The organism is Amycolatopsis melonis, assembly GCF_040064235.1.
GTDB classification, from domain to species: Bacteria; Actinomycetota; Actinomycetes; order Mycobacteriales; family Pseudonocardiaceae; genus Amycolatopsis; species Amycolatopsis melonis.
Genome location: NZ_JBDZYD010000018.1, coordinates 212562 through 238585 on the forward strand (window position 1 = coordinate 212562; position 26024 = coordinate 238585).

The 26024-nt window shown below is 71.4% G+C and carries 23 protein-coding genes; 18 read left to right on the forward strand and 5 right to left on the reverse strand.

The annotated features are described in order from the left end of the window. Positions 1 to 14 precede the first annotated feature (14 nt). Both ABJI51_RS39710 and ABJI51_RS39715 read left to right on the forward strand, forming a co-directional pair. Positions 15 to 806: an SDR family oxidoreductase gene (locus ABJI51_RS39710; RefSeq protein ID WP_348956321.1), complete on the forward strand. Its 792-nt coding sequence runs from the start codon at positions 15 to 17 to the stop codon at positions 804 to 806. 165 nt (positions 807 to 971) lie between these two features. Then, positions 972 to 1637 (forward strand): GNAT family N-acetyltransferase, encoded by a 666-nt coding sequence (locus ABJI51_RS39715; RefSeq protein ID WP_348956322.1) that lies wholly within the window; start codon positions 972 to 974, stop codon positions 1635 to 1637. A gap of 172 nt (positions 1638 to 1809) precedes the next feature. Here ABJI51_RS39715 and ABJI51_RS39720 read toward each other — a convergent pair whose 3' ends face one another. Further along, a complete protein-coding gene (locus ABJI51_RS39720; protein ID WP_348956323.1) occupies positions 1810 to 4680 on the reverse strand; it encodes a glycoside hydrolase family 9 protein in 2871 nt (956 codons plus the stop codon). A gap of 174 nt (positions 4681 to 4854) precedes the next feature. Between ABJI51_RS39720 and ABJI51_RS39725 the strand changes: the two genes are divergently transcribed. From ABJI51_RS39725 to glgX, 3 genes are all read left to right on the forward strand, one after another. Continuing rightward, a complete protein-coding gene (locus ABJI51_RS39725; protein WP_348956324.1) occupies positions 4855 to 7665 on the forward strand; it encodes an AbfB domain-containing protein in 2811 nt (936 codons plus the stop codon). Positions 7666 to 7955: 290 nt separating this feature from the next. After that, positions 7956 to 8822, forward strand: coding sequence for a manganese catalase (locus ABJI51_RS39730; RefSeq protein WP_348956325.1), 867 nt, complete (start codon positions 7956 to 7958; stop codon positions 8820 to 8822). A gap of 97 nt (positions 8823 to 8919) precedes the next feature. Beyond that, entirely contained in the window at positions 8920 to 11097 is a 2178-nt protein-coding gene (glgX, locus tag ABJI51_RS39735) for a glycogen debranching protein GlgX (protein WP_348956326.1), read from the forward strand. Between the two features lie 211 nt (positions 11098 to 11308). Here glgX and ABJI51_RS39740 read toward each other — a convergent pair whose 3' ends face one another. Further along, positions 11309 to 11785: a DUF4383 domain-containing protein gene (locus tag ABJI51_RS39740; protein WP_348956327.1), complete on the reverse strand. Its 477-nt coding sequence runs from the start codon at positions 11783 to 11785 to the stop codon at positions 11309 to 11311. Positions 11786 to 11964: 179 nt separating this feature from the next. Between ABJI51_RS39740 and ctaD the strand changes: the two genes are divergently transcribed. Then, positions 11965 to 13737, forward strand: coding sequence for an aa3-type cytochrome oxidase subunit I (ctaD, locus tag ABJI51_RS39745; RefSeq protein ID WP_348956328.1), 1773 nt, complete (start codon positions 11965 to 11967; stop codon positions 13735 to 13737). Then, on the forward strand, positions 13715 to 13984 hold the full coding sequence (locus ABJI51_RS39750; protein WP_348956329.1) for a hypothetical protein: 270 nt from the start codon (positions 13715 to 13717) through the stop codon (positions 13982 to 13984). The genes ctaD and ABJI51_RS39750 overlap by 23 nt, the downstream gene beginning before the upstream one ends. On the opposite strand, the gene ABJI51_RS39755 is transcribed toward ABJI51_RS39750, so the two are convergent. Beyond that, complete coding sequence (locus tag ABJI51_RS39755) at positions 13959 to 14801, reverse strand: SDR family oxidoreductase (RefSeq protein ID WP_348956330.1); 843 nt, start codon at positions 14799 to 14801, stop codon at positions 13959 to 13961. The genes ABJI51_RS39750 and ABJI51_RS39755 overlap by 26 nt on opposite strands. Before the next feature lie 171 nt (positions 14802 to 14972). Here ABJI51_RS39755 and ABJI51_RS39760 point away from each other — a divergent pair, with 171 nt between their 5' ends. Both ABJI51_RS39760 and ABJI51_RS39765 read left to right on the forward strand, forming a co-directional pair. Continuing rightward, positions 14973 to 15410: an Hsp20/alpha crystallin family protein gene (locus ABJI51_RS39760; RefSeq protein WP_348956331.1), complete on the forward strand. Its 438-nt coding sequence runs from the start codon at positions 14973 to 14975 to the stop codon at positions 15408 to 15410. Positions 15411 to 15508: 98 nt separating this feature from the next. Next, positions 15509 to 15709, forward strand: a complete 201-nt coding sequence (locus ABJI51_RS39765; protein WP_348956332.1) for a hypothetical protein — start codon at positions 15509 to 15511, stop codon at positions 15707 to 15709. A gap of 55 nt (positions 15710 to 15764) precedes the next feature. Here the strand turns inward: ABJI51_RS39765 and ABJI51_RS39770 are convergent, their stop codons facing one another. Then, positions 15765 to 17018, reverse strand: coding sequence for a PP2C family protein-serine/threonine phosphatase (locus tag ABJI51_RS39770; protein ID WP_348956333.1), 1254 nt, complete (start codon positions 17016 to 17018; stop codon positions 15765 to 15767). A gap of 99 nt (positions 17019 to 17117) precedes the next feature. Here ABJI51_RS39770 and ABJI51_RS39775 point away from each other — a divergent pair, with 99 nt between their 5' ends. The 6 genes from ABJI51_RS39775 to ABJI51_RS39800 all read left to right on the forward strand — a co-directional run bounded on the left by ABJI51_RS39775 (position 17118) and on the right by ABJI51_RS39800 (position 21433). Continuing rightward, positions 17118 to 17561: a MarR family transcriptional regulator gene (locus ABJI51_RS39775; RefSeq protein WP_431605708.1), complete on the forward strand. Its 444-nt coding sequence runs from the start codon at positions 17118 to 17120 to the stop codon at positions 17559 to 17561. A gap of 73 nt (positions 17562 to 17634) precedes the next feature. Then, the gene (locus ABJI51_RS39780) at positions 17635 to 18465 is read left to right on the forward strand and encodes an STAS domain-containing protein (protein WP_348956334.1); all 831 of its coding nucleotides are present in this window, start codon (positions 17635 to 17637) and stop codon (positions 18463 to 18465) included. Next, positions 18462 to 18842: an STAS domain-containing protein gene (locus ABJI51_RS39785; protein ID WP_348956335.1), complete on the forward strand. Its 381-nt coding sequence runs from the start codon at positions 18462 to 18464 to the stop codon at positions 18840 to 18842. The genes ABJI51_RS39780 and ABJI51_RS39785 overlap by 4 nt, the downstream gene beginning before the upstream one ends. After that, positions 18832 to 19254 (forward strand): ATP-binding protein, encoded by a 423-nt coding sequence (locus ABJI51_RS39790; protein ID WP_348956336.1) that lies wholly within the window; start codon positions 18832 to 18834, stop codon positions 19252 to 19254. The genes ABJI51_RS39785 and ABJI51_RS39790 overlap by 11 nt, the downstream gene beginning before the upstream one ends. Then, positions 19251 to 20240, forward strand: a complete 990-nt coding sequence (locus tag ABJI51_RS39795) for a SpoIIE family protein phosphatase (RefSeq protein ID WP_348956337.1) — start codon at positions 19251 to 19253, stop codon at positions 20238 to 20240. Before ABJI51_RS39790 ends, ABJI51_RS39795 begins: the two co-directional genes overlap by 4 nt. Then, a complete protein-coding gene (locus ABJI51_RS39800; protein ID WP_348956338.1) occupies positions 20240 to 21433 on the forward strand; it encodes a PP2C family protein-serine/threonine phosphatase in 1194 nt (397 codons plus the stop codon). The genes ABJI51_RS39795 and ABJI51_RS39800 overlap by 1 nt, the downstream gene beginning before the upstream one ends. A 154-nt stretch (positions 21434 to 21587) precedes the next feature. Here the strand turns inward: ABJI51_RS39800 and ABJI51_RS39805 are convergent, their stop codons facing one another. Continuing rightward, on the reverse strand, positions 21588 to 22370 hold the full coding sequence (locus tag ABJI51_RS39805; RefSeq protein ID WP_348956339.1) for a GntR family transcriptional regulator: 783 nt from the start codon (positions 22368 to 22370) through the stop codon (positions 21588 to 21590). A gap of 139 nt (positions 22371 to 22509) precedes the next feature. Between ABJI51_RS39805 and ABJI51_RS39810 the strand changes: the two genes are divergently transcribed. The 3 genes from ABJI51_RS39810 to ABJI51_RS39820 all read left to right on the forward strand — a co-directional run bounded on the left by ABJI51_RS39810 (position 22510) and on the right by ABJI51_RS39820 (position 25779). Next, entirely contained in the window at positions 22510 to 23379 is an 870-nt protein-coding gene (locus ABJI51_RS39810) for a Cgl0159 family (beta/alpha)8-fold protein (RefSeq protein ID WP_348956340.1), read from the forward strand. After that, entirely contained in the window at positions 23376 to 24215 is an 840-nt protein-coding gene (gene iolB, locus ABJI51_RS39815) for a 5-deoxy-glucuronate isomerase (protein ID WP_348956341.1), read from the forward strand. The genes ABJI51_RS39810 and iolB overlap by 4 nt, the downstream gene beginning before the upstream one ends. A gap of 79 nt (positions 24216 to 24294) precedes the next feature. Further along, a complete protein-coding gene (locus ABJI51_RS39820) occupies positions 24295 to 25779 on the forward strand; it encodes a CoA-acylating methylmalonate-semialdehyde dehydrogenase (RefSeq protein ID WP_348956342.1) in 1485 nt (494 codons plus the stop codon). Positions 25780 to 26024: the final 245 nt, after the last annotated feature.

Sequence of the window (26024 nt, forward strand, 5' to 3'; positions counted from 1 at the left end):
GTACGGTCCGGCAAATGGACAACACAGCGTTGACCGGCCGCGTCGCGATCGTCACCGGGGTCAGCCGCCGGGCCGGGATCGGCTTCGCTGTGGCCAGGGAGCTGCTGGCCGCCGGCGCCTCGGTGCTGGTGCACTCGTGGTCGCCTGCCGATGCCGAACAGCCGTGGGGCGCCGATCCGGCCGGTGACGCCGGGATCGTCGAGCTGCTCGGCGGGGCGGGACCCCGGCTGCGGCACGTCGCGGCCGACTTCGCCGATCCGCAGGCACCCGCGCGGGTCGTGGCCGCCGCCGTGGCCGCGTTCGGCGCGGTCGACGTCGTCGTCGCCAACCACGCGCGCAGCTCGAACCGGACCCTCGCCGAAGTCACCGCCGCCGAGCTGGACCTGACCTGGGCGGTCAACGCCCGGGCGAGCGTGCTGCTGGCCCAGGCGTTCGCCGCCGCGCACGACGACGAGCGGCCCGGCGGGCGGATCGTCCTGTTCACCTCCGGCCAGCACCTCGCGCCGATGAGCCGGGAGATCCCGTACGCGGTCAGCAAGGGCGCCATCCACCAGATGACCCTCACGCTGTCCGACGCGCTGATCGACCGCGGGATCACGGTCAACACCGTCAACCCCGGGCCGGTCGACACCGGCTGGGCCGACGCCGAACTGACCCGGCGCGTCCGGCGGGCGCTGCCCGCGGGCCGGTGGGGCCGCCCGGCCGACGTCGCGCGCCTGGTCCGCTGGCTGGCCTCCGACGAGAGCCGGTGGATCACCGGCCAGGTCATCGACGCCGAAGGCGGCTTCCGCCGCTGGGTGCCGTGAGCGGCTGGGCCGACGCCGAACTGACCCGGCGCATCGGGCAGGCGCTGCCCACGGGCCGGTGGGGCCGCCCGGCCGAGCCGCTGGATCACCGGCCAGGTCATCGACGCCGAAGGCGGCTTCCGCCGCTGGGTGCCGTGAGCCGCGGGGCCGGTATCATTTGCGCCGATGATCATCGATGCGCGCGGGCCGGTGGGGGCGGAGACGCCGTGGTCGGTCGGCCGGAAGGTGCGGCTGCGGGAGGTCCGCCCGGCGGACCGGCGCACCCTCGCGGGCTTCGACCGCGACGCCGACCCGCAGGTCGCCGGCTACCGGCACTGGGCAACGCACCGGCGGCACCCGTCCGGGTCGGCCGACGACTTCCCGTTCGCGATCGAGACCCTGCACAACCGGACGCTGGTCGGCTCGATGTGGCTGCGCACCGACCCGGCGGCAGGCTGGTTCAGCTACGGCATCGGCATCGGGGCACAGCACCGCCGCTGCGGTTACGCGGCCGACGCCGTCGCGGTGCTGCTGGCGTTCATGTTCGAGCAGCGCCGCTACCGCACGTGCGAGGTCAGCATCAACGGCAGCAACTTCGCCTCGCTGGCCCTGCACGGCGAGCTGGGCTTCCGCGAGGTGGGCCGCCCGCGCGACACCGAGCTGCTGCGCGGCGAAGTCCGCTATCCGGTGCTGATGAGCATCACGGCCGAGCAGTTCGCCGAGCACCACCCGGCCTTCGCGGCGGCTCGCGGACCGCTGCGCCCCACCCGCGGACGGCACTGGCGGACCCGCCGCCGCGGACGGCACTGGCGTCCCGACCACCTCCGCGGAATCGCGTCCCGCTTCGAGTGACCCGGGCCCGCCAGTCCGGCTGACCTGCTGCCCGACGGGGCCGAGCGCAGACCTGGTGGCGCACCTCAGCCCCTCCGACCGCGGTGCGCCAAGGCGGCCCTCGGCGCACCCAAGGTGGCCTTCGGTGCGCTCAACGCACCGAAGGCCACCTTGGGTCGCTCGGGGAAACCTGTCAGCCGCAGGCCTTCCCGTTGACCGTGAACGCCGTCGGGCTGGGGTTGCTGCCCGTGTAACTCCCGTTGAACCCGATCGACACCGACTTGCCCGGCGCCACCGAGGCGTTCCACGGCAGGGCCACCGCGGTCACCTCCGGCCCGGCCTGCGACCACGTCGCCGACCAGCCCTGGGTCACCTTCTGGTTCCCCGGGAACGGGAACTTCAGCGTCCAGGTCGGCCAGGCCGCCGTGCCGGTGTTGGTCAGGGTCACCGTGGCCGTGAACCCGCCGTTCCAGGTGTTCGCCGAGTACGTCACCGCGCACCCGCCCGGCTGCGTGTCCGGTGCCGTCGTGAACTGGGCCGACGGCGAGTCCGTGCTGGTCAGGCCCGCGCCGTTGCGGGCGACCACGACCAGCGTGTACGCCGTCGAGGGCGTGAGGCCGGTCAGCGTCGCCGTCGTCCCGGGCACCGTCGCCAGCACCGTGCGGTACGAGCCGTTCACGCGGACGACGTCGTAGCTGCGGACCCCGCTCTCCGGGTCCGCCGACGCCGCCCACGTCACCGTCGCGCCGGTGGCGGACACCGCGGACACGGCCGGCTTGCCCGGCGCCGAGGGCGGCGTCCGGTCCGGCGGCGCCGGCGACTTCTCGGCGGTCCAGTTCGCCAGCCAGGCCAGTGCCGAGTTCCAGTTGATCGCGACCTCGTTCACCGAGTACGCCTGGATGTCGTCGACGAAGCAGCGCTGCGGCGCGCAGCCGGTGAGCAGCCGTGCCGCGGTCGGGTCCTGCAGGCCGCTGTTGGGCCCGCCGGACAGCGCACCGGGCGGCGCGGTCGGCAGCGACGCGTCCAGCTGGTGGGCCCAGAACCGGTGGTGCACGTTCTTGACCGGCTGGTCACCGTGCCCGGCGACGTACGAGTAGTTCGCCGGGTTGCGGCCCAGCAGGTAGTTCAGCGCCGCGAACGCGCCGTTGCGGTACTTGTCCTGCTTGGTGAAGTCGTACGCCAGTGCGAGCACGACGCCGTTGTTGGCCACCAGGCCGTTGGAACCCCATTCGTACGTGCCGTCGGCCGTCCGGTACGGCGCCGGGTAGCCCATCGACGCCATCTGCGTCAGGTGGCTGTCGGCGGTCGTGGTGATCGCCGCCTTGATCGCCGCGACGTCGGCGGCGGGCAGGTCGGTCGGCACCAGTGCGAGCGTGATGTCGCCGAGCGCGCCGGTCGAGCCCCAGTCGAAGCCGTGGGTGTTGAAGCTCGCGCCGCGGTACAGCGGGGACCCGGTGACGTCCGTGCGGTACGCGCTCTTGCCGGTGGTGGCGAACAGTTCCGCGGCCGCCCAGTAGAACTCGTCGGTGACGGTGTTGTCGCTGTAGGTCCCGCCGCCGGTGCCGTCGTTCGGGTCGGCGAGCACGTTCGGGTTGGCCTTCGCCGCGGCGTAGGCCTTCTCGGCCGCCGCGAGCAGCTTCGCCGAGTACGTCGCGTCGATGGTCCGCCACAGCCGCGACGCCTGCGCCGCGACCGCCGCCATGTTGAGCGTGGCCGCGGTGCTCGGCGGCGACAGCCGTCGTGGCTGGCTGTCCTGCTCCGGCCGGGTCGGCAGCGCCGTCCACTGCGCGTCGTGGATCTTGTGGTGCACCATGCCCGCGTTCGGCTTGCCGTCCGGGACCTGCATCTTCAGCAGGAAGTCGAGTTCCCAGCGGGCCTCGTCGAGGACGTCGGGCACGCCGTTGCCGCGTTCCGGGATCGCCAGCTTCCCGTCGCCCAGCGCGCTCGCGTCCCCGACCCGCAGCGCGCGCTCGTACTCGTCGAGCAGCTGCCAGGTCGCGATGCCGCCGTTGACGACGTACTTGCCGTGGTCACCGGCGTCGTACCAGCCGCCACGCACGTCGAGGGTGTACCCGCAGTTCAGGTCCGACCGGCACGGGACGTTGTCGTCACCCTGGTTGGGCGCGACGTTCACGTGCCCGGCGGGACGCGCATACGTCGCCCCGACGTACTGGGCGTCGATCGCGATCCCGCTGCGCTGGTGGTAGAAGAACGCCAGCGCGTCGTACCGCAGTTTCTGCAGCCCGGTCGCCGAGATGTCGAACGGGAAGCTCGTCTCGGCGCCGACGGTCAGCGTGTAGCCGGTGCCTTCGGTGTCGTAGGAAGAGAAGTCGATCTCGTGGACCTTCTCGCCGGACGCGGTGTCCGCACCGCGCGGCCGGGTCTGCCCGGTCGCCACGGCCGTCCCGGCGGAGTTCTTCAGCGTCCACGTCAGCGGCGAAGTCGCGTCGCTGATCAGCGTGGCCTGCTTGGGCAGCCCGGGGACGTAGCTTTCCTGGTTCACCCGGATGCCGCTGGTCGGCGGCAGGCCGCCGGGCGGGACCACCCCGCCGATCAGCGAGATGTTGTCGAGGCAGATGGTGTTGTCGGCGGGCTGGCCGCCGAACCAGAACGCCAGCTGGCCGTTGCCGGCGCCCGGGAAGTCGAGGGTGGAGGTGAACGTGAAGGTGAAGTGCTGGGTCGTCGGCGTGACCGTCACGTCGTCGCGCGCGATCTGCCGGTAGGGCGAGACGGACTCCCCTGCGACGGCGGAGATCTGCTGGCTGGTGGTCGCGTGCGCGTCGAAGGACAGGGTGTACTGCTGCCCGGCTTCGAACGGGACGCCGTTCTGGCCGACGAGCGCGTCGTAGCCGTTGGCGGTGCCGCCGGTGACGCTGGTGCAGAACTCGCCGCCGGTGACCCGGCCGGTGGTCCCGGCCCCGGCCCACCACGGGTCGATCGTGCCGCTGGAGAAGGACCCGTTGAGCAGCCGCTCGTAGTCCGCGGCGGACGCCGGCCCGGACGTCACCGTGAGCGCGGCCGCGGCCAGCAGCACCACGCCGGTGTGAAACTTTCTTGACCGCATGCACCATCTCCTCGTCGTCGGGGAAGCCTGGGAGCGCTCTCAGCGCGCAGACTGTAACCAGACGGGCACATCCTTGGCAATCAAGGCGAATCCGGCACGGGTTTCCCGCCGGACGCAACCGCGGAGGGGCCCCGCGCGTGAACGAGGCACCACGTCGTCCCCGAGGAGTCCGCGATGCGCCGTCTCGCCGTCCTGGTTCTCACGCTGCTGTGCGCCGCCGTCGCGGCTCCCGTGGCACACGCCGCCGTGACCCCCAAGCCGCCGCCGCTGTCCACGCCGTGGACGGCACAGGTCAGCACCACCGACCCGCTGCCCGAGTACCCGCGCCCGCAGCTGACGCGGCCCGAGTGGCAGTCGCTCAACGGCGAGTGGGAGTTCCTCAACCCCGCCACCGGCGCGGGCGGCAGCGTCGACCGCTACGCCGCGCCACCGCTGGGGCAGACGCTGCCCGAGCGCATCCTGGTGCCCTACCCCGTCGAGTCGGCGCTGTCGGGCATCATGCGCAACGACAACCGCGACCTGATGTTCTACCGCCGCACCTTCACCGTGCCGGCGGCGTGGGCGGGACGGCACGTGCAGCTGCACTTCGGCGCGGTCGACTACGAGGCCACGGTCTGGGTCAACGGCGTGCAGGTCGCCACGCACAAGGGCGGCTACGACCGCTTCGAAACCGACGTCACCGCGCAGCTCAACGGAGGCACCAACGAGCTGGTCGTCCGTGTCTACGACCCCACCGACGGCCGCGGCGAGAAACAGCCGGTCGGCAAGCAGGCCACCACCCCGTCGAACATCTTCTACACGCCCTCCTCCGGCATCTGGCAGACCGTCTGGCTGGAGCCGACCGCGGCGTCGTCGGTGCTGAACGTCGACATCCGCCCGAACCTCGCGGACAACACCGCGCGCGTGCGGGTGTCCGGCCGTGGTGACGTCACCGGCTACTCGGTGCTCGCCGAGGCGATGACCGGCGGGACCGTCGTCGGCAGCGCCACCGGCGGCTTCACGGAGTTCTCCGTGCCGGTGCCCGGCGCGCGGCGGTGGTCGCCCGACGACCCGTTCCTCTACGACCTGCGCGTGTCGCTGCGCGATCCCGCGGGCGCGACCGTCGACCAGGTCGTGAGCTACTTCGGCATGCGCGAGGTCGGCACGAAGGTCGTCAACGGCGTGCTGCGGCCGACGCTGAACGGCGAGTTCGTCTTCCAGATCGGCACCCTCGACCAGGGGTTCTGGCCGGACGGCCTGTACACCGCGCCCACCGACGCGGCACTGGCGTCGGACTTGCAGAAGCACAAGGACCTGGGCTTCACCATGGTCCGCAAGCACATCAAGGTGGAGCCGGCACGCTGGTACTACTGGGCCGACCGGCTGGGTCTGCTGGTGTGGCAGGACATCCCCTCGACGACGTGGAACGACTTCACCCGGACGCCGGCGCAGATCGCCGAGTTCGAGACCGAGGCCCGCGAGATCGTCGACGAGCACCGCTTCTCGCCCGCCGTCGTGACCTACGTGCCGTTCAACGAGGGCTGGGGCGAATGGAACCTCGACGACACCAAGCGCGTCACCAGCAGCCTGGAAAGCTACGACCCTACCCGCCTGATGAACCCCCACAGCGGCGTCAACTGCTGTTACGCCAAGGGTGATCCGGGCACGGGTGACATCCTCGACTGGCACGTCTACACCGGCCCGGACGCGCCGCGGCCGTCCGGCAGCCGCGTGTCGGTGCTCGGCGAGTTCGGCGGGCTCGGCCTGCGCACCCCCGGCCACGAGTACAGCCCCACCGGGAACTTCTTCGCCTACGAGCCGATGGCGAGCGCGGCGCAGCTGAACGACCGCTACACCGGGATGGTCCGGGACGCGCGGCAGCTGATGACCACCAAGGGCCTTTCGGCGTTCGTCTACACCGAGCTGACCGACGTCGAGGGCGAGTACAACGGCCTGTTCACCTACGACCGCCGGGTGCAGAAGGTCGACACCGCCCGCGTCCGCGCCGCGCACGCCGACCTGATCGCGGCGTCACGGAACCTGAACGCGGCGGTGCCGCTGACGCTCGGGCACGTCCGGTCGTTCCGGGTGACCACGCCGGGGTACACCGACCGCTACCTGCGGCACGCGGATTCCTTCGCCCGCACCGACGTCCTGACGACGGGCAGCGCCGACGGACCGCGCCAGGACGCCTCGTTCCGGACGGTCGCCGGGCTGGCGAACCCGCGCTGCTTCTCGTTCGAGTCGGTCAACTTCCCCGGGAAGTTCCTGCGCCACGCCGAGGGCCGCGTCCGCATCGACGCCGACACCGGCGGCACGTTCACCGCGGACGCCACCTGGTGCAGCCGCCCGGGCCTGGCGGCGGGCGGGACATCGTTCGAGTCGCTGAACTTCCCCGGCCGCTACCTGCGTCACTACGCCGAGAACGTCTACCTGGCGGTCAGCGGCGGCAGCAACCCCTGGGACACCCCGGCGAGCTTCGCCGCCGACGCCACCTGGGACGTCTCGGCCCCGGCGTTGTGGCGCAGTTCGGTGCCCCTGACGGTGAACGCCCGCCAGTCGCTGCGGGTGACGACGTGGGGGTACACCGACCGATCCCTGCGCCACGCCGACGGGCTCGCGTACACGGCGGTGGTCACCAGCGGCAGCAGCACGCTGCTCAAGCAGGACGCGACCTTCACGGTGCGCCGCGGGCTCGGCGAATCGTCGTGCTATTCCTTCGAATCGGTGAACTACCCTGGCCAGTTCCTGCGTCACCGCGACGGCCGCGTCCGCATCTCCCCGGACGACGGCACGGCACTGACGCGCGCGGACGCGACGTTCTGCGCGCGCCCGGGCCTGGCGGGAACGGGCGTGACGTTCGAGTCCCTGAACTTCCCGGGCGCCTTCGTCCGCCATTACGACGCGGCGGTGTACATCGCTTCGGGCGGCGGTTCGGGCTCGGACCGGCCCCAGACGCTGACGGCCGACAGCACGTGGCTCGTGGCGCCGCCATGGGCTCCCTGAGCCGCCCGTCACGACCAGCCGGCGGGGGTGGGCTGAAAGGGACGTTCGTCTCATCCGATGCAGCGAAAGGGACTTTCCGTGCATCAGACGCAAGGAAAGTCCCTTTCAGCCCACGCGAGCGGGCGTCGAGCCGTCCGCCACCAGCACCGTCAGCGGCAAGCACGGCGCCCCTGAGGTTGCCATCCCGGAGGCTCGTGGAATCGCCGTGGTTAACCGTCCGCTAACCGGGAAAGCCCGGTGGACCCGCCGGTCCCCAGGCGGCATCACCGCGGATGACGAAGGGAACCCCTGTGTTCCGTCACACGAAGCTGCTGCAGTTCGAAGCCAAGCCCGAGAAGCCGGACCCCGTCTACGCCCACAAGCTCCAGGAGCTGATCGGCGGCGCCTTCGGCGAGATGACCGTGACCATGCAGTACCTGTTCCAGGGCTGGAACTGCCGCATCGAAGGCAAGTACAAGGACCTCATCATGGACACCGCGACCGAGGAGATCGGGCACGTCGAAATGCTCGCCACCATGGTCGCCCGCCTGCTCGAAGGCGCGCCCGCGACCGCGACGGCCGAGGCCGTCAAGGACCCGGTCATGGCCGCCGTGCTCGGGGGCATGGATCCCCAGCAGGCCATTGTCGCCGGTGGGGGCGCGCTGCCCGCCGACAGCAACGGCACGCCGTGGAACGGCAAGTACATCGTCGCCTCCGGGAACCTGCTCGCCGACTTCCGCGCCAACGCCGCCGCCGAAGCACAGGGACGGCTCCAGACCGCGCGGTTGTACAACATGACCGACGATCCCGGCGTCAAGGCCATGCTCAAGTTCAACCTCGCCCGCGACACCGTCCACCAGAAGCAGTGGCTGGCCGCGATCGAGGAGCTGAAGGCCGACGGCCTCGAAGACGACATCGCGCCGAGTGCGCTGTTCGACGAAGAGGACCAGACCCACAACAGCACGATCTGGCACCTGTCCGACGGTCCCGACGGCGCCAAGGGCGCGAGCTGGACCACCGAGTCCGGCATCGAGTACCTCATGGACCCCGAGCCGCTCGGCGGTCCGGGCACCGCGCCGAAGCCCGACCCCGCCCTCTACGGCACCTACGCGCCGCTGCAGGACGCGAAGGGCACCGCCAAGGGCAAGGCCAAGGAGGTCAAGAACAAGCTGACCTGACGCCGGGCGGCCGTCCGGGTGAGGAGAGGCCGGTCACGGATTCGCGAGGCCCCGGCTGGGTATCCAGCCGGGGATCCCTCGCACCTGTGGAGGCCCTGTGCAGCCTTGGCCTGGTTCCCCCTACCCGCTCGGCGCCGACTACGACGGCGTCGGCACCAACTTCGCGCTCTTCTCGGAGGTCGCCGACCGCGTCGACCTCTGCCTGTTCGACCCGGACGGAACCGAGACCCGGATCCGGCTGCCGGAGGTCGACGGCTTCGTCCACCACGGCTACCTGACCGGGATCGGGCCCGGCCAGGAGTACGGCTACCGCATCCACGGGCCGCACGATCCCGCGAACGGGCTGCGGTGCAATCCCGCGAAGCTGCTGCTGGACCCGTACGCCAAGGCGGTCACCGGCCGGGTCGACTGGGACGAGTCGGTGTTCGGCTACCGGTTCGGCCGTCCCGGGGAGCGCAACGACGACGACTCCGCGGCGCACACCGTCCGCGGGGTGGTCGTCAACCCGTACTTCGACTGGGCCAACGACCGGCCGCCGAACGTGCCGTACAACGAAAGCGTCGTCTACGAGGCCCACGTCCGCGGGCTGACCAAGCTGCACCCGGACATCCCGGAGGAGCTGCGCGGCACCTACTCCGGGCTGGCCCACCCGGTGATGATCGAATACCTGAAGACGCTCGGCGTCACCGCCGTCGAGCTGATGCCGGTCCACCAGTTCCTGCACGACCACGCCCTGACCGAGCGCGGTCTCGCGAACTACTGGGGCTACAACACGATCGCCTACTTCGCGCCGCACAACGGCTACGCCGCGTCGATCCTGCCCGCGACGCCGGGCAGCGAGGTGCACGAGTTCAAGGCGATGGTGCGGACGCTGCACGAGGCGGGCATCGAGGTGATCCTCGACGTCGTCTACAACCACACCGCCGAGGGCAACCACCTCGGGCCGACGCTGTCGATGCGCGGCATCGACAACCGCGCGTACTACCGGCTGGTCGAGAACGACCCCCAGTACTACATGGACTACACCGGTACCGGCAACTCGCTCAACGTGCGCCAGCCGCACACGCTGCAGCTCATCATGGACTCGCTGCGGTACTGGGTGACCGAGATGCACGTCGACGGCTTCCGGTTCGACCTCGCCGCCACGCTCGCCCGCGAGTTCTACGACGTCGACCGGCTGGCCACGTTCTTCGACCTGGTGCAGCAGGACCCGGTGGTGAGCCAGGTGAAGCTGATCGCCGAGCCGTGGGACGTCGGCCCCGGCGGCTACCAGGTCGGCAACTTCCCGCCACTGTGGACGGAGTGGAACGGCCGCTACCGCGACACCGTCCGCGACTTCTGGCGCGGCGAGCCGGCAACGCTGGGCGAGTTCGCCTCCCGCATCACCGGCTCGTCGGACCTCTACCAGAGCGACGGCCGCCGCCCGTTCGCGTCGATCAACTTCGTCACCGCGCACGACGGCTTCACCCTGACGGACCTGGTTTCCTACAACGAAAAGCACAACGAGGCCAACGGCGAGGAGAACCGGGACGGCGCCGACGACAACCGGTCGTGGAACTGCGGAGTGGAGGGCCCGACCGAGGATGAGAAGGTCCTCGACCTGCGTGCCCGCCAGCGCCGCAACATGATCGCGACGCTGCTGCTGTCCCAGGGCGTGCCGATGCTCCTCCACGGCGACGAGCTGGGCCGCACCCAGCAGGGCAACAACAACGCGTACTGCCAGGACAACGAGCTGTCCTGGGTGGACTGGTCGCTGCTGGAGAAGCATCGCGAGCTGTTCGAGTTCACCTCGGCGGTCGTCGACCTGCGCCACCAGCACCCGGTGTTCCGCCGCCGCCGTTTCTTCGCGGGCCGCCCGATCCGCCGCGGCGACGAGCTGCGCGACATCGCGTGGTTCACCCCGGCAGGCGAGGAGATGACCGACCGGGACTGGGAAGCCGGCTTCGGCCGCAGCATCATGGTGTTCCTCAACGGCACGGCCATCCCCGACCTGGACGCCCGCGGCGAGCGGGTCGTGGACGACTCGTTCCTGCTGTGCTTCAACGCCCACGAGGACGACATCACGATGACGGTCCCCAACGGCGAGTACGGCGCGGAGTGGGCCATCGTCCTCGACACGGTGACGGGCGAGGTGTACCACCGCTCGGTGGGCGGCATCCTGGTCGGCGGCGTGGCGGGCGACCAGCTGGCCACACCCCGCACGGTGGCAGGCAACGGCTCCGTCCTGGTCGGCGCCCGCTCCCTCATGGTGCTGATGCGAACCTCGGAGGAGTGACGCCAGAGCACCCAAGGCGACCGGGCATTCGGTGACCGAGCGCAGGCCTGGTGGCGGCCGGCAGTGGCTCACCTCAGCGTCTTGAATGACTCATTCAGGACCTCCGAAGACCTGAATGAGTCATTCAAGACACCGGCAAACCGCCCTCCGCCCCGGACCGCGTTCCACGCGAGCCGCAGGTCGGCAAAGGTGGTTTCCCAAGGCCGGCGGGTCAGCCGAGGCCGGGACCCCGTGCCGCGTGCGGGCCCGCGCCCGCCCGGTCCGTGCGGCCCAGCAGCAGGCCGAGAGCGATCATGCCGATGCCCAGGCCCAGGTGCAGCCAGTTGTCGGCGGTGTTGACCGGCACGAAGTTCGCGTCGCTGCCGTGGTCGATCAGCAGCCCGTACAGCCACAGGACCAGGTACACCGCGCCGCCGGCGATGAGGAACAGGCGGGCGCCGCGGGCCGTGCGGGCCGCGGCCAGGCCCGCGATGCCGAACAGCAGGTGCACGATGTTGTGCAGCACCGACACCATGAACACGCCCAGCAGCATGGCCATCGAGTCGTGGCCGGCGAAGCTCAGCTGGTCGTAGTCGGTGGTGACGCCCGGGACGAAGCCGAGCACACCGACCAGCAGGAAGACGGCCGCGACGACCACGGCGGCGAGCTGCACGGGCGTTCTCGTGCGAGTGGGGGATGCGGTGGACATGGCGGTTCCTTTCACGAGGGAACGCGGCTCGGCACCGGGCGGCACCCAGCAGTCCCGCGATACCCCGCCCGTCCCGCGCCAAACCGGGCCACCCGGACGGCGGAAACTACGTGTATCCGCCGGCGAGAGTGGGTACGCGCGCGAGGACCGCCCGTCCACCGGCCCAGGTGGGGAGTTCGATGACCGACACGGCGACCCGTCCGACCCCGATCCCGCACCGGCCCGTGTGGCGGGGCCCGCGCGGCGGGACGATCCTCAAGACGATCCGGACCACCGACCACAAGACGATCGGCGTGCTCTACCTGACGACGTCGTTCGGCTTCTTCCTGGTCGGCGGCCTGACGGCGCTGCTGATGCGCGCCGAGCTGGCCCGGCCCGGCCTGCAGTTCCTGTCACCGGAGCAGTACAACCAGCTGTTCACCATGCACGGCACGATCATGCTGCTGCTCTACGCGACGCCGAACCTGTTCGGGTTCGCCAACTTCGTCCTGCCGCTGCAGATCGGCTCGCCGGACGTGGCGTTCCCGCGGCTCAACGCGTTCTCCTACTGGCTGTACCTGTTCGGCGGCCTGATCGTGCTGTCCGGCTACCTCACCCCGGGCGGCCCGCCCGACTTCGGTTGGACCGCCTACACCCCGCTGTCCAGCGCCATCCACAGCCCCGGCATCGGCGGTGACCTGTGGATCTGCGGGCTGATCATCACCGGTCTCGGCACCATCCTCGGCGCGGTCAACATGATCACGACCGTGGTGTGCCTGCGCTGTCCCGGAATGCTCATGTGGCGCATGCCGATCTTCACCTGGAACATCCTGTTCACGTCGGTGCTGATCCTGCTCGCGTTCCCGATCCTGACCGCGGCACTGTTCGGCCTGCTCGCCGACCGGCACATCGGCGCGCACGTGTTCGATCCGGAGAACGGCGGCGCGATCCTGTGGCAGCACCTGTTCTGGTTCTTCGGCCACCCCGAGGTCTACGTCGTCGCGTTGCCGTACTTCGGGATCGTCACCGAGATCATCCCGGTGTTCAGCCGGAAACCGCTGTTCGGCTACAAGCTCATGGTGTTCGCGACGATCGGGATCATGGGGCTGTCGGCGGTGGTGTGGGCGCACCACATGTTCGCCACCGGCGCCGTGCTGCTGCCGTTCTTCTCGATCATGACGTTCCTCATCGCGGTGCCGACCGGGATCAAGTTCTTCAACTGGATCGGCACGATGTGGAAGGGCGCGATCACCTTCGAGTCGCCGATGCTGTGGTCGGTCGGCTTCCTCGTGACGTTCCTGCTCGGCGGCCTGACCGGGGTGATCCTGGCGTCGCCGCCGCTGGACTTCCACATCCACGACACCTACTTCGTCGTCGCCCACTTCCACTACGTGCTCTTCGGCACGATCGTGTTCGCCACGTTCGCCGGCATCTACTTCTGGTTCCCCAAGATCACCGGCCGGATGCTCGACGAAGGACTGGCGAAGTGGCACTTCTGGACGACGTTCGTCGGTTTCCACACGACGTTCCTGATCCAGCACTGGCTCGGGGACGCGGGCATGCCGCGCCGCTACGCCGACTACCTGTCCAGCAACCACTTCACCTGGATGCACATGGTGTCCACGGTCGGGGCGTTCCTCCTGGGGCTTTCGGTGCTGCCGTTCATCTGGAACGTCGTCAAGAGCTACCGCTACGGCGACCCGGTCGAGGTCGACGACCCGTGGGGCTACGGCAACTCCCTCGAATGGGCGACCACGTGTCCGCCGCCGCGGCACAACTTCCTGGAGCTGCCCCGGATCCGGTCCGAGCGTCCGGCGTTCGAGCTGCACTACCCGCACATGGTGGAGCGGCTGCGCGCGGAAGGCCACGTGACCCGCGGCCACCCGCCCGGCGCCGCGTCCCCGGCCGAAGTGGCGGCGGCCGCCACCCAGCCCGACGGGCAGGGAAGCAGTGAAGACCCCCGGGGCCGCTGACTTCGGCCCGCCGCTGACGGCGTGGGAGCGACGGCGGCTGCACGGGATCGAGCGCGGGCTGCGGACGTCCCCGGCCCGCGTCCCGCTGGTGCTGTGCCTGGGCCTGGACGCCGTGGCGCTCGGACTGCTGGCGGCGGGGATCTTCCTGGCGCTGCCGTGGTTGTTCGCGGCGTTCGTGGCGGGGAACCTCGCGGTCTGCGTCCACCACTCACGAGCGGACTTCAGAGAATCGGCGCACCGCCAGTGACCGCGACGCGCGCCCCCGAGACGTAGCTGCCGTCGTCGGAGGCGAGCAGCACGTACACCGGCGCCAGCTCGGCCGGCTGGCCGGCGCGGCCCAGCGGCACCTGCTCACCGAAGGACTTCACCTGCTCCTCCGGCATGGTCGACGGGATCAGCGGCGTCCAGATCGGGCCCGGCGCCACGCTGTTGGCGCGGATGCCCTTCGGCCCGAGCATCTGCGCCAGCGCCGCGGTCATGTTCGCGATGCCCGCCTTGGTCACGTCGTAGGGCAGCAGCTGCGGGGTCGGGTTGTCGGAGTTCACCGACGAGCTGCCGATGATCGACGACCCCGGCTTCATGTGCGGCACCGCCGCCTTCGCGAGGTGGAAGAACGCGCTGAGGTTGATGGCCAGCGTGCGGTCCCACTCCTCGTCCGGGATCTCCTCGAGGGTCTCGTGGCTCATCTGGAACGCGGCGTTGTTGACCAGGACGTCGATCCGGCCGAACTCCTCGACCGTGCGGGCGACCAGGGCCCGGCAGTGCGCCGGGTCGGCGACGTCGCCGGGTACGACGACGGCCTTGCGCCCCGCCTCCTCCACCCAGCGCCGCGTCTCTTCGGCGTCCTCGTGCTCGTCCAGGTAGGAGATCAGGACGTCGGCGCCTTCCCGCGCGAAGGCGATCGCGACGGCGCGGCCGATCCCGCTGTCGGCCCCGGTGATGAGCGCGGCCTTGCCGGTCAGCTTGCCGGAGCCGCGGTAGCTGTGCTCGCCGTGGTCGGGACGCGGCGTCATCTCGGCGGTGGTCCCGGGCGGGGTCTGCTGCTGGGCGGGCTGCTGGGACACGGGTGACTCCTCCGTACGGGGTTGATCTCCGTTCCCGGGTTCCCGCCGGGCCCCGCTTCACACACCCGGGTCAATGTCATCTTCTGGATGACTTCCTACTTGTCATCGTTTGGATGACATGGTAGAATAGTGGTGCGTGTTGACATACCGAACCGAAGGAGGAGGACCCCGATGTTGATGCGCACCGACCCGTTCCGTGAGCTGGACCGCCTCACCCAGCAGGTCTTCGGCACCCCCGGAACCTGGTCCAAGCCGGCCGCGATGCCCATGGACGCCTACCGCGCCGGCGACGAGTTCGTCGTCTGCTTCGACCTGCCCGGTGTCTCCCCCGACGCGATCGAGCTCGACATCGAGCGCAACGTCCTGACGGTCAAGGCCGAGCGTCGCCCGCTGCCGGGCGGTGACGACGTCCAGATGCAGGTCTCCGAGCGGCCGCTGGGTGTCTTCTCGCGGCAGCTGTTCCTCGGCGAGAGCCTGGACACCGACCACATCTCCGCCGACTACGAGGCCGGCGTGCTGACCCTGCGCATCCCGGTCGCCGAGAAGGCGAAGCCGCGGCGCATCGAGATCGGCGGCGCGCAGTCGGACCGGAAGGAGATCCAGGCCTGACCGCGTCACCCGACCCGAACGACCCGGCCCGCGCCGCGGCGGAGCGAATCTTCGCCGCGGCCGCCGAACTCGGCACGACCCGCCAGGAGGCGATCCTGGTGACCCGCGCGGTCCACGCCGTCAAGAACGGCCGCCCGACCGACGTCGCGCTGACCGACACCCCGCAGCACCGCCGCCGCAAGCTCGCCCACGTCGTCGGCTGCGAGCTGTGGGACCCGGCACTGAACGCCGACGCGGTCCTCGCGGCCGTCACCAGCGCCCCGCGCGAAAAGCCGCAGCCTCAGCCGGTCGCGGCCTGACCGGCAACCGACATGAACGACTCGTTCACCTCTTCCGACGACATGAACGAGTCGTTCATGTCGTCGCAGTGGCGCCCCGCAGGTCGTCTCCCGACCGCACGTCCGGAGCCCGGCGCACCGTGACCGCCGCCCTGGCTCCGGTCCCGGCCACCGGAGCCGGGCCGAACCAGTCGAGGCACACGACCATCGCGTCGTCCTCGGCCTGGCTGCCGTGCCGGCGCGTCGACAGCTCACGCAGCACCGCGCCCGGCACGTGCGCGGCCGGCAGCTCCGCGGTCGCCGTCACGGCTTCGGCCAGCTCGCGGTCCCCGTACAGGTCGCCGTGCGGGCCGCGGGCGTTGTAGACGCCGTCGCTGACGAACACGAACCGGTCGCCCGCGGCCGCCTGGAATCCTTCGACCGTGTAGATCGTCCCGTCGAACGTGCCGAGCGGGAGCTGCTCGTCGAACACGATCCGCTCGGCCTTGCCGTCGCGCAGCCGCCACAGCCGCGGCGAGCCGGCGTCGACCACCGACACCGCGCCGGTCGCGAGGTCGAACTCCAGCAGCAGCGCGGCCACGTGCTGCGCGCCGCGGTAGTGCGCGTACAACGCCTGGTCGGCCAGCTCGGCCTGCGCGTCGAGCGGCACGCCTGCCCGGCGCGCGTTGCGCAGCGCGTTGACCGCCAGGTTGGTCAGCAACGCCGCTTCGCTGCCCTCGCCCATGCCGTTGATCAGCGTGACGGCAAGCTTGGTGGCCGACGCCGACCAGTCGAAGCAGTCGCCGTAGATGGCGTACGCGGGCTCCAGCTGGCCGCCGAGCGCGAACTCCGCACGGGTGCACGCCCGGCCCGGCAGCAGCTGCCACTGCATCTCCGCGGCCAGCGTCAGCCGCGACGACCGCCGCGCCTGGATGTACAGATCCGTGTCGCGGTCGGCGACGAACAGCTCGTGCGCCAGCGCCTCGGCGAACCGCTCCAGCTCCGCCCAGACGGGTGGCTCCGGTTCCGACGGCAAGGTGACGGCCAGGACGCCGAGCCGGTCGCCGCGGACGCTCACCGGCAGGTACCCGGTCACGCTCGCGCCGTCGCGGGAGAACGTCGCCGCCTGCGCGACGAACGCCGCGCCCGGTGCCGTGCCGTCCACCGGGATCGGCTCGGCCGTGTAGGGCCGGGTCCCCACCCGGCACAGCTCGGTCAGCGCGTAGTCGGCCATCAGCAGCTCGACCGCCTCGGCACCGAAGTGCTCGCGCAGCGCCGAGCGCAACGCCGCGGGCAGGTCGTGCGGTGGCACGTCACGCAGAAGCCGTTCCACCGCCAGGGATCTGTCCAACGCCTGCCTCCTGCTCACGGGATCCGCACGCGCCCGGCGCACGGCGAGTCGCCGCGAGCTGTGCTGCCGGTTCAGCATAGGGATGCCAGAGTGGACCCCGTGGATCGATCCCGCGAGCAGGACGACCCGGAGGTGCCGGCCCTCGCCCGCCTCTTCGAGTCGGTCGTCGAGAGCGGCTGGGACGTCTCACCGCGCCCGCTGTCGGTGTCGCAGCTGCGCGCGGTCGTCGTGCTCGACCACCACGACGGGATCAACCTGCGGCAGCTGGCCGAGCAGCTGGGTTCCACGCCGCCGCTGGTGAGCCGCCTGTGCGACCGGCTGGAGGCGGTGGGCTTCCTCGACCGCCTGCCCAGCGCGCGCAGCCGCCGCGAGCTGACGCTGCGGCTGTCCGACCGCGGCCGCGCCTACCTGCGCGACCTGCGGGCGCGGCGCCGGGAAGGCGTCGAGTCGCTGCTGGCGAAGATGAGCCCGGCCGGGCGGGCCGCGCTGGAGGCGGGCCTGCGCGAGTACCAGGCACTCGCCGAGGCCGATTTGCATCGGTGACCAAAATGTTGTTATATGACAACAGTAATCTGGCGTACAGCAGAGCGCGCCCCGACGACCGGAGGAGGAGTCGGTGCTGGGCACGGACGACGGCCAGGTTCGCGCGGTGCTGGCGCGCATTCTGGAGGAAGACCGGGCGACGCTGGCCCGCGAGTGGGCGGGCCAGGGCGACGGTGACGGCCGCGAGCTGCTGGAAGCGCTGCGGAACGCACTCGGCGGCACCCTGGCGGTGTCCCGGATCGCGGAGCAGGACCCGGCGGTGCGCGACGCGCTGACATCGCTGTCGGAACGCCGGGCGCGCGCGGGCGCCGAGCCGTCCGCCACCGCGATGGCGATCCTCGCGCTCAAGCGGACGATGCTGAGCGCGATCGAGCGGCACACCGAGGACTCGGCCCTGCGCTACCGGGCCGCGCTGCTGGTCAACGAGCTGCTCGACAGCGCGGGGGTGCTGACCTTCGAGGTCTACTCCGCCGGGCGCGAACGGATCATCCGCGAGCAGCACAGCCAGGTGCTCGAGCTGTCCACGCCGGTCGTGCGGCTGTGGCGCCACGTCCTCGCGGTCCCCCTGATCGGCACGCTCGACAGCGCGCGGACCCAGGTCGTGATGAACAACCTGCTGGAAGCGATCCAGGCGAACGAGGCGCGGGTGGCGATCATCGACATCACCGGCGTCCCGACCGTCGACACCGCGGTGGCGCAGCACCTGCTGCAGACCGTCAGCGCCGTGCGGCTGATGGGCGCCGAGTGCGTGGTCAGCGGCATCCGCCCGTCGATCGCCCAGACCATCACGCAGCTGGGCATCGACCTCTCGCACATCGTCACGCGCGGCTCGCTGGCCGACGCGCTGGCGACCGCGATGCAGCTGCTCGGCGACGGCGCCCGGCCGGGCGCGGTGACCGGGTGAACACCGGCCTGCCGATCCTGCGGCTCGGGGACGTCCTGCTCGGCGGGCTGCTGAGCGACCTGGACGACAAGACCGCCCTCGCGTTCACCGACGAGCTGACCACGCGGATCGCGAACGAGGGCATCCGGGGCGTCGTCATCGACATCTCCCGCCTGGAGATCGTCGACTCGTTCGTCGCGCGCGTGCTCATGCAGCTGGCCGCCACCGGGCGGCTGCTCGGCACGCGGATGATCGTGGCGGGCATGCGCCCGGCCGTCGCGCTGACGCTCACCGAGCTCGGGCTGCAGCTGACCGGCGTCCAGACCGCGCTCAACGCCGAGCAGGCCATGGAACTGCTGGGGTGGCGCCGCCCCGAAGAGGCGCCCCATGCTTCCTGACGAGCGGACGGTCCCGTCGGGCGAGTACCCCGTCCGCGCGGAGGAGGACCTCCTCGCCGCTCGCCACGCCGTGCGGGCCGCCGCGGTCGCCGCGGGGTTCTCGATCGTCGACCAGACGAAGATCGTCACGGCGGCCAGCGAGCTGGTCCGCAACGCCTACATCCACGGGGGCGGCGGCACCATGACCGTCGAGGTCGTGCGGGACCCGGCCGGGCGGACCGGGCTGCGGCTGCGGGTCCGCGACGAGGGACCCGGCATCGCCGACGTCGAGCAGGCGATGACCGACGGGTTCAGCACCGGCGCCGGCCTCGGGCACGGGCTCGGCGGCACCCGCAGGCTGGTCCACGACTTCCGGCTGGACACCGAACCCGGCCGCGGCACCACGGTCACGGTGGTGCGCTGGCAGTCATGACCGCCACCGTCGCCGCGCTGACGCGCCAGATCCGGGTCGACCACCCGAGTGCCGGGTACGCCGCCGCCCGCGTGGCGCGCGAAACCGCGCACGCCGCGGGACTGCCGGAGGTGCTGGCCGACCGCGCCGCCGTCGTGGCGTCCGAGCTGGCAGGCAACATCGACAAGCACACCTCGGGCGGGTCGGTGTTCGTGCAGCGGACGCTGACCGGGCGCGGCGTGGACGTGCTGGCCGCCGACGACGGTCCCGGCATGGCCGACCTCGACCACTGGCTGCTGGACGGCAACACGACCACCGCGACCCTCGGCACCGGCCTCGGCGCGGTGAAGCGGATGGCGACGGAGTTCCGGATCACCTCCTCGCCCCAGGCCGGGACGCTCGCCGCCGCCCGCCTGCTCGACCCGGCCGGGCCCGCGCCCGGCGCGGTCGCGCACTTCCGGCTGCCCCGCGAGGGCGAGGAATACTGCGGTGACGCCGTCGCGCTGGCCGACGTCACCGGCAGCCGGACCGCCGTCGTCGCCGACGGGCTGGGGCACGGGCCCGACGCCGCCGAGGCCGCGGACGCGGCAATGCGGGTGTTCACCGAGAACCCGGACCGCCCGCTGCCCCACCAGCTCACGAACATGCACCGCGCGCTGCGCACGACCCGCGGCGCGGCGATCGCGCTGGTGCGGATCGCCCCGCGGCGGCTCGAGTTCTGCGGGGTCGGCAACGTCAGCGGCGCGAGCGTCGGCGGCGGGACGTCCCGGCTGCTGCTCAGCACCCCCGGCATCGTGGGGTTCACGCTGCCGGCGGCGCCGGTCCGGCACCTGCCGCTGGCCGAGGACGACGCCGTCGTCCTGCACACCGACGGCGTCGGCACGGCCTGGCGGGTGTCCGGGCCGTCCGCGGACCTGCGGCTGCTCGCCGCGACCCTCGCCCACCGGCACCGGAACCCGCGTGACGACGCGGCCGTGCTCGCCCTGCGCGCGGACCGGTCCGCCTGATGCGCCCCGACCTGGCCCGCATCCGGCGGCGGCTGCGCTTCGCCTGCGCCGAAGCCGGCGTCCCGGCCGACGAGCGCGGGCGGCTGGTGCTGGCCGTGACGCTGCTCGCCGAACCCGCGCTCACCGCGGGCGAAACCGTCGACGTGGCAACGGCCGCGGCGGACCGGCGGCTGGCCGTGACAATGCGGCTGACGCACCCGGTGAGCCAGAGCAGCCGCGCCGCGCTGCCGCTGCTGCCGGGTCCGGGCGACGACGAGACGCTCACCTGGCACCTCACCGGCGGCCGGACCACGGCCCCGGCCGACCCCGACGACGACCGGGCGACGCGCGAGGAGATGCTGGCGCTGGTCGCCAGGGCCGACACGCTCGCCCAGGAACAGCGGGACCTCAAGCACGAGCTGGCGGAGACCAACAGCGGCGTGCTGGCGATGTACGTCGACCTCGAACAGCGCGACGAGCAGCTGCGCCGCGCGCACGCGGTGATCTTCCGCGAGCTGGAGGACGCGCTGCGCCCGCGCCCGCCCGCGGTGCCCGGCCTGGAGCTGGGCGTCCACTACTCCCCGACCGACCAGGACTCCCCGACCGGCGGCGACCTCTACGACTGGTTCGTCCTGCCCGACGGCCGGGTCCACGTGACCCTGGTCGACGCGGTCGGCCACGGCGTCACCTCGACCCGCCACGCCCTCACGGTGACGCACGCGATCCGCACGCTGGCCCTGGCGGGACATCCGTTCCCGGACCTGATCGCGCACGCGTCCCGCACGCTGGCGCCGATCGAGCCGGGCCTGATGGCCACGGTGCTGCTGGCCCGCATCGACCCGTCGACCGGCCACGCCCGCTTCGCGAACGGCGGCCACCCGGAGCCGGTGGTGGTCACGGCGGCGGGCACGGCGCGGCTGCTGCCCGCCCCGGTCCCCGGCCAGGGTGTCGGCTTCCCCGACCCGGGCAGCCGACGGCTGGTCGACGTGGTCCTCGCCCCGGGCGACACGGTGCTGCTGTACACCGACGGCCTGGTGGAAAGCCGCAAGGACCTCGACGAGGGCCAGGCCCGGCTGCTGTCACTGGCCGAGGCGTGCCACGGGCATCCGGTGCCGTCCCTGCCCCGCGAGCTGGTGACCCGGATGCACGACGTCGTTCTGCACGCCGACGACACCGTCGTCCTGGCCCTGCGCCGGACGCCCGGCTTGTCGTGAGTGAGAAACAGTGTTCTAACCCTGGTTCTGCCACACCACAAAATGCGGCCCACCACCCCCGCGACTTCGGCCCGGTGGGGGGTTTTTGGTGTTTGAAAAACGGTTGTACACCCCTGGATCCCCACCCCCCACAACTTGCGGCAGACCACGCGAGCTACTGCGGCCCGTTGGTCAGCGAAAGGTTGAAGGTGTACCGCGAAGCCCGGTAGACGTGCCACCCGTACTCGACCACCCGCCCGGAGTCGTCGTACGTCGTGCGCTGCATCGTGAGCAGGGCCGCTCCCGGCTCCTCGTGCAGCAGTTCCGCGTCCTCGTCGGTGGCCAGGCGGGCGCCGATGTTCTGCTCGGCCGCGTGCAGCCGGATCCCCGCCGAGCGCAGCAGCTGGTACAGCCCCCGCTCGCGCAGTTCCTCGTCGGTGGGGTCGATGACGCCGTCGGGCAGGTAGTTGTTCATCAGGGCCAGCGGCTCGCCGTCGGTGGACCGGATCCGCTTCAGCCGCCGCACCCGCTTCAGGCCCGGCGCCTCCAGCAGCTCGGCCACTTTCGCGTCGGCGTCTTCGACCCGGTTGACCAGCACCGCGGACTCCGGCTTGCCGCCGAGGCCGGACAGGTCGTCGAACAGGCTGCTCAGCCGCAGCGGCCGGGTCACCTTCGTGCGGACCACCTGGGTGCCGACGCCGCGCCGCCGCACGAGCAGGCCCTGGTTGACCAGTGTCTGGATCGCCTGGCGGACGGTCGGCCGCGACAGGCGCAGGCTCGCCGCGAGGTCCACCTCGTTGTCCAGCCGGGCTCCCGCGGGCAGCCTTCCGTCGGCGATCGCGGCGTGCAGCTGCCGGGAGACCTGGAAGTACAGCGGCTCGGGGCTGCCCGGATCCAGCACGATCTCCCGGCCCGGGTCCCAGGCCGGGAACGTGATGTCCGGTGGCGGCGTGCTCATCAGCCGCAGCCTACCGCGCCGGAGCCCACTGTAGGGATGACGTGTTGTCCATATGTCTTGACAAAGTCCGCGGCCCCTGGAATCGTCGGAGCCGGACCGGGCCACCGAGGGCCGGGTACGGAAGCTGGGAGTTGTCACCGTGACCGAGCTGGTGCGGCGGATCGTCGCCAAACGGGTCGACGATCCGGAAGCGATCGCCGAGGCGGCCGCGAACCGCGTGCGGGCCGGATCCCCGTTCAACGACAGGGGCCGCACGATGATCATCGCGGCGGACCACCCGGCCCGCGGTGCGAACGCGGTCGGCGGCAACCCCACGGCGATGGCCGACCGCGGCGAGCTGCTGGAACGGCTGTGCCTCGCGCTGGAACGGCCCGGCGTCACCGGTGTGCTGGCGACCGCGGACATCCTCGACGACCTGCTGCTGCTCGGCGTGCTGAACGGCAAGACGGTGATCGGGTCGATGAACCGCACCGGGCTGGCCGGCTCGAGCTTCGAGATCGACGACCGGTTCGCCTGCTACGACGCCGAAACGATCGCGAAGATGCGGTTCGACGGCGGCAAGACGCTGACCCGGATCTGCCTCGACGACCCGGCCACCCCGAGTGTCCTGGAGAACACCGCGAAGGCCGTCAACGAACTGGCCGACCGCAAGCTGATCGCGATGGTCGAGCCGTTCCTGTCGACGTGGGTGGACGGGCGGCTGAAGAATGACCTCTCCCCCGACGCCGTCGTCAAGTCGATCACCATCGCGGCCGGGCTCGGCCGGTCCTCGGCCTACACCTGGCTCAAGCTGCCCGTGGTGGACGACATGGAGCGGGTGCTGGCGTCCTCGACGCTGCCCGCGGTGCTGCTCGGCGGCGAGGTCAAGGACGCGGACGCGGCCTTCGCGGCCTGGCAGCGGGCGCTGGCCCTGCCGACCGTGCAGGGCCTGGTGGTCGGGCGCTCGCTGCTGTACCCGCACGACGGGGACGTCGCCAAGGCCGTCGACACGGCGGTGGGGCTGCTGTGAACCTGCACCGGAAGGCGGGCACCACCGCCGAAGGACCGTTCGAGCTCGTCGTCACCCCGGAGTCCGCGGGCTGGGGCTACTCCGGCCTGCGTGTCCTCGATCTCGACGGCTCCCAGGCCGTCACGACCGGCGATGCCGAGACGCTCGTGCTGCCGCTGTCGGGCAGCTGCACCGTCGAGGTCGACGGCGAGACGTTCGCCCTCGCCGGGCGCACCGGCGTGTTCGACGCCGTCACCGATTTCGCCTACCTGCCCCGGGATGCCGAGGCGACGATCACCGGCACCGGGCGGTTCGCGTTGCCGTCGGCCAGGACGCCGAAGCGCCTGCCCGCGCGGTACGGCCCGGCGCAGGACGTCCCGGTCGAGCTGCGCGGCGCGGGCCAGTGCAGCCGCCAGGTCAACAACTACTGCCTGCCGCACACCTTCGACGCCGACCAGCTGCTGGTGTGCGAGGTGCTGACGCCGGGCGGGAACTGGTCGTCCTACCCGCCGCACAAGCACGACGAAGCCCGCGAGGGCGAGAGCGAGCTGGAAGAGATCTACTACTTCGAGGTCGCCCGCGGCGGCATGGGCTACCAGCGGGTCTACGGCACCGCCGAGCGGCCGATCGACGTGCTCGCCGAGGTGCGCTCCGGCGACGTGGTGCTGATCCCGCACGGCTGGCACGGTCCCTCGATGGCCACGCCGGGCTACGACCTGTACTACCTCAACGTGATGGCCGGCCCCGGCCAGGAGCGGGCGTGGCTGATCTGCGACGACCCCGCGCACGGCTGGGTGCGCCAGACCTGGGAGGCGCAGGAAGTCGATCCTCGCCTGCCGTTCGGAGGCGCGCGATGAGGCCGGCCGGCACCGAACCCGAACACAAGACGTACTCCGCGGCCGAGCAGGCCCGGCGGCACCACCCGGAGGAGCAGGCGTGAACACCATCGAACACTGGATCAACGGCGCCGCCACCCCGGCAGGCTCCACCCGCACGGCGCCGGTCTTCGACCCGGCGACCGGCCAGCAGCGGGCCGAGGTCCTGCTCGCCGAAGCGTCCGATGTGGACGCTGCGGTCGCGGCCGCGGGCACGGCTTTCGAGACGTGGGGCGACTCCTCGCTGTCCCAGCGGACCAAGGTGATGTTCGCCTTCCGCGAGCTGCTGGTGAAGCACGAGGACGATCTGGCCCGGATCATCTCGGCCGAGCACGGCAAGGTGGTCGACGACGCCCGCGGCGAGATCGTCCGCGGCCGTGAGGTCGTCGAGTACGCCTGCGGCATCGCCGACGCGCTCAAGGGCAGCTTCTCCGACCAGGTCTCCCGCGACGTCGATGTGCACAACTTCCGCCAGCCACTGGGCGTGGTCGCCGGGATCACGCCGTTCAACTTCCCGATCATGGTGCCGCTGTGGATGCACCCGATCGCGATCGCCACCGGCAACACCTTCGTGCTCAAGCCCAGCGAACGCGACCCGTCGGCCTCGGCACTGGTCGCCGAGCTGTACGCCGAAGCCGGGCTGCCCGACGGCGTGTTCAACGTGGTCAACGGCGACAAGGTCGCGGTCGACGCGATCCTCGGCCACCCGGGCATCGCCGCGGTGTCGTTCGTCGGCTCGACGCCGATCGCCAGGTACGTGTACGACCGCGCCACCGCGGCGGGCAAGCGCGTGCAGGCACTCGGCGGGGCGAAGAACCACGCGGTCGTCCTGCCCGACGCCGACCTGGAGTACGCGGCCAACCACCTGACGGCCGCGGCGTTCGGCTCGGCAGGCCAGCGCTGCATGGCGATCTCGGTCGGCGTGGCGGTCGGCTCGGCAGGCGACCGGCTCGTGGAGATCCTCGAGCGCAAGGCCCGCGAGGTGAAGGTGGGCCCGGGCACCGACCCGGCCAGCGACATGGGCCCGGTCGTCACCGAAGCGGCCCGCGAGCGCGTGGTCAACGCGGTCACCAGCGGCGCGGAGCAGGGCGCCACCGTGGTGGTCGACGGCCGCGACCTGAAGGTCGAAGGCCACGAAGCAGGCTTCTTCGTCGGCCCGTCCCTGCTGGACCGGGTGACCACGGAGATGGACGCCTACCGCGAGGAGATCTTCGGCCCGGTCCTGGCGATCGTCCGCGCGGAGACGGTCGACGAGGCCATCGCGATCATCAACGCCAACCCGTACGGCAACGGAACGGCAATCTTCACGGCCAGCGGCGAAGCGGCCCGCAAGTTCCAGCGCGAGGTGAAGGTGGGCATGATCGGCGTCAACGTCCCGATCCCGGTCCCCATGTCGTACTACTCGTTCGGCGGCTGGAAGGACTCCCTCATCGGCGACAGCCCAATCCACGGCCCAGAGGGCGTCAAGTTCTACACGCGAGCCAAGGTAGTAACCACCCGCTGGCCCCACACGGCGGCAGGCTTCCACTTCCCCACCGCCAACTGAACCCACCCCACCGTGGCGGCCGCCCACTTCCCCACCACCAGCTAAGCCGACCCCACCCCGCGGCGGCCGCCCACTTCCCTACCGCCAACCGAGCCCCCCCACCCGCCAGCCCCCCACCGCGGCAGGCGCCAACTGAGCCCGCCCACCGACCCACCCCCAGCCGGAGGTTCGAGGTCCGCCGACGTGAGCGGTTTGCCGCGGCTTGTCGTGAGTGAGAAACAGCGTTCTAACCCTGTTTCTCACTC

Excerpts from the sequence above, each read along its gene's own strand:
- ABJI51_RS39720 (WP_348956323.1), bottom strand. The coding sequence starts at position 4,680 with ATGCGGTCAAGAAAGTTTCACACCGGCGTGGTGCTGCTGGCCGCGGCC.
- ABJI51_RS39715 (WP_348956322.1), top strand. The coding sequence starts at position 972 with ATGATCATCGATGCGCGCGGGCCGGTGGGGGCGGAGACGCCGTGGTCG.
- ABJI51_RS39760 (WP_348956331.1), top strand. The coding sequence starts at position 14,973 with ATGTTGATGCGCACCGACCCGTTCCGTGAGCTGGACCGCCTCACCCAG.
- ABJI51_RS39795 (WP_348956337.1), top strand. The coding sequence starts at position 19,251 with ATGACCGCCACCGTCGCCGCGCTGACGCGCCAGATCCGGGTCGACCAC.
- ABJI51_RS39790 (WP_348956336.1), top strand. The coding sequence starts at position 18,832 with ATGCTTCCTGACGAGCGGACGGTCCCGTCGGGCGAGTACCCCGTCCGC.
- ABJI51_RS39710 (WP_348956321.1), top strand. The coding sequence starts at position 15 with ATGGACAACACAGCGTTGACCGGCCGCGTCGCGATCGTCACCGGGGTC.
- ABJI51_RS39725 (WP_348956324.1), top strand. The coding sequence starts at position 4,855 with ATGCGCCGTCTCGCCGTCCTGGTTCTCACGCTGCTGTGCGCCGCCGTC.
- ABJI51_RS39805 (WP_348956339.1), bottom strand. The coding sequence starts at position 22,370 with ATGAGCACGCCGCCACCGGACATCACGTTCCCGGCCTGGGACCCGGGC.
- ABJI51_RS39800 (WP_348956338.1), top strand. The coding sequence starts at position 20,240 with ATGCGCCCCGACCTGGCCCGCATCCGGCGGCGGCTGCGCTTCGCCTGC.
- ctaD (WP_348956328.1), top strand. The coding sequence starts at position 11,965 with ATGACCGACACGGCGACCCGTCCGACCCCGATCCCGCACCGGCCCGTG.
- ABJI51_RS39740 (WP_348956327.1), bottom strand. The coding sequence starts at position 11,785 with ATGTCCACCGCATCCCCCACTCGCACGAGAACGCCCGTGCAGCTCGCC.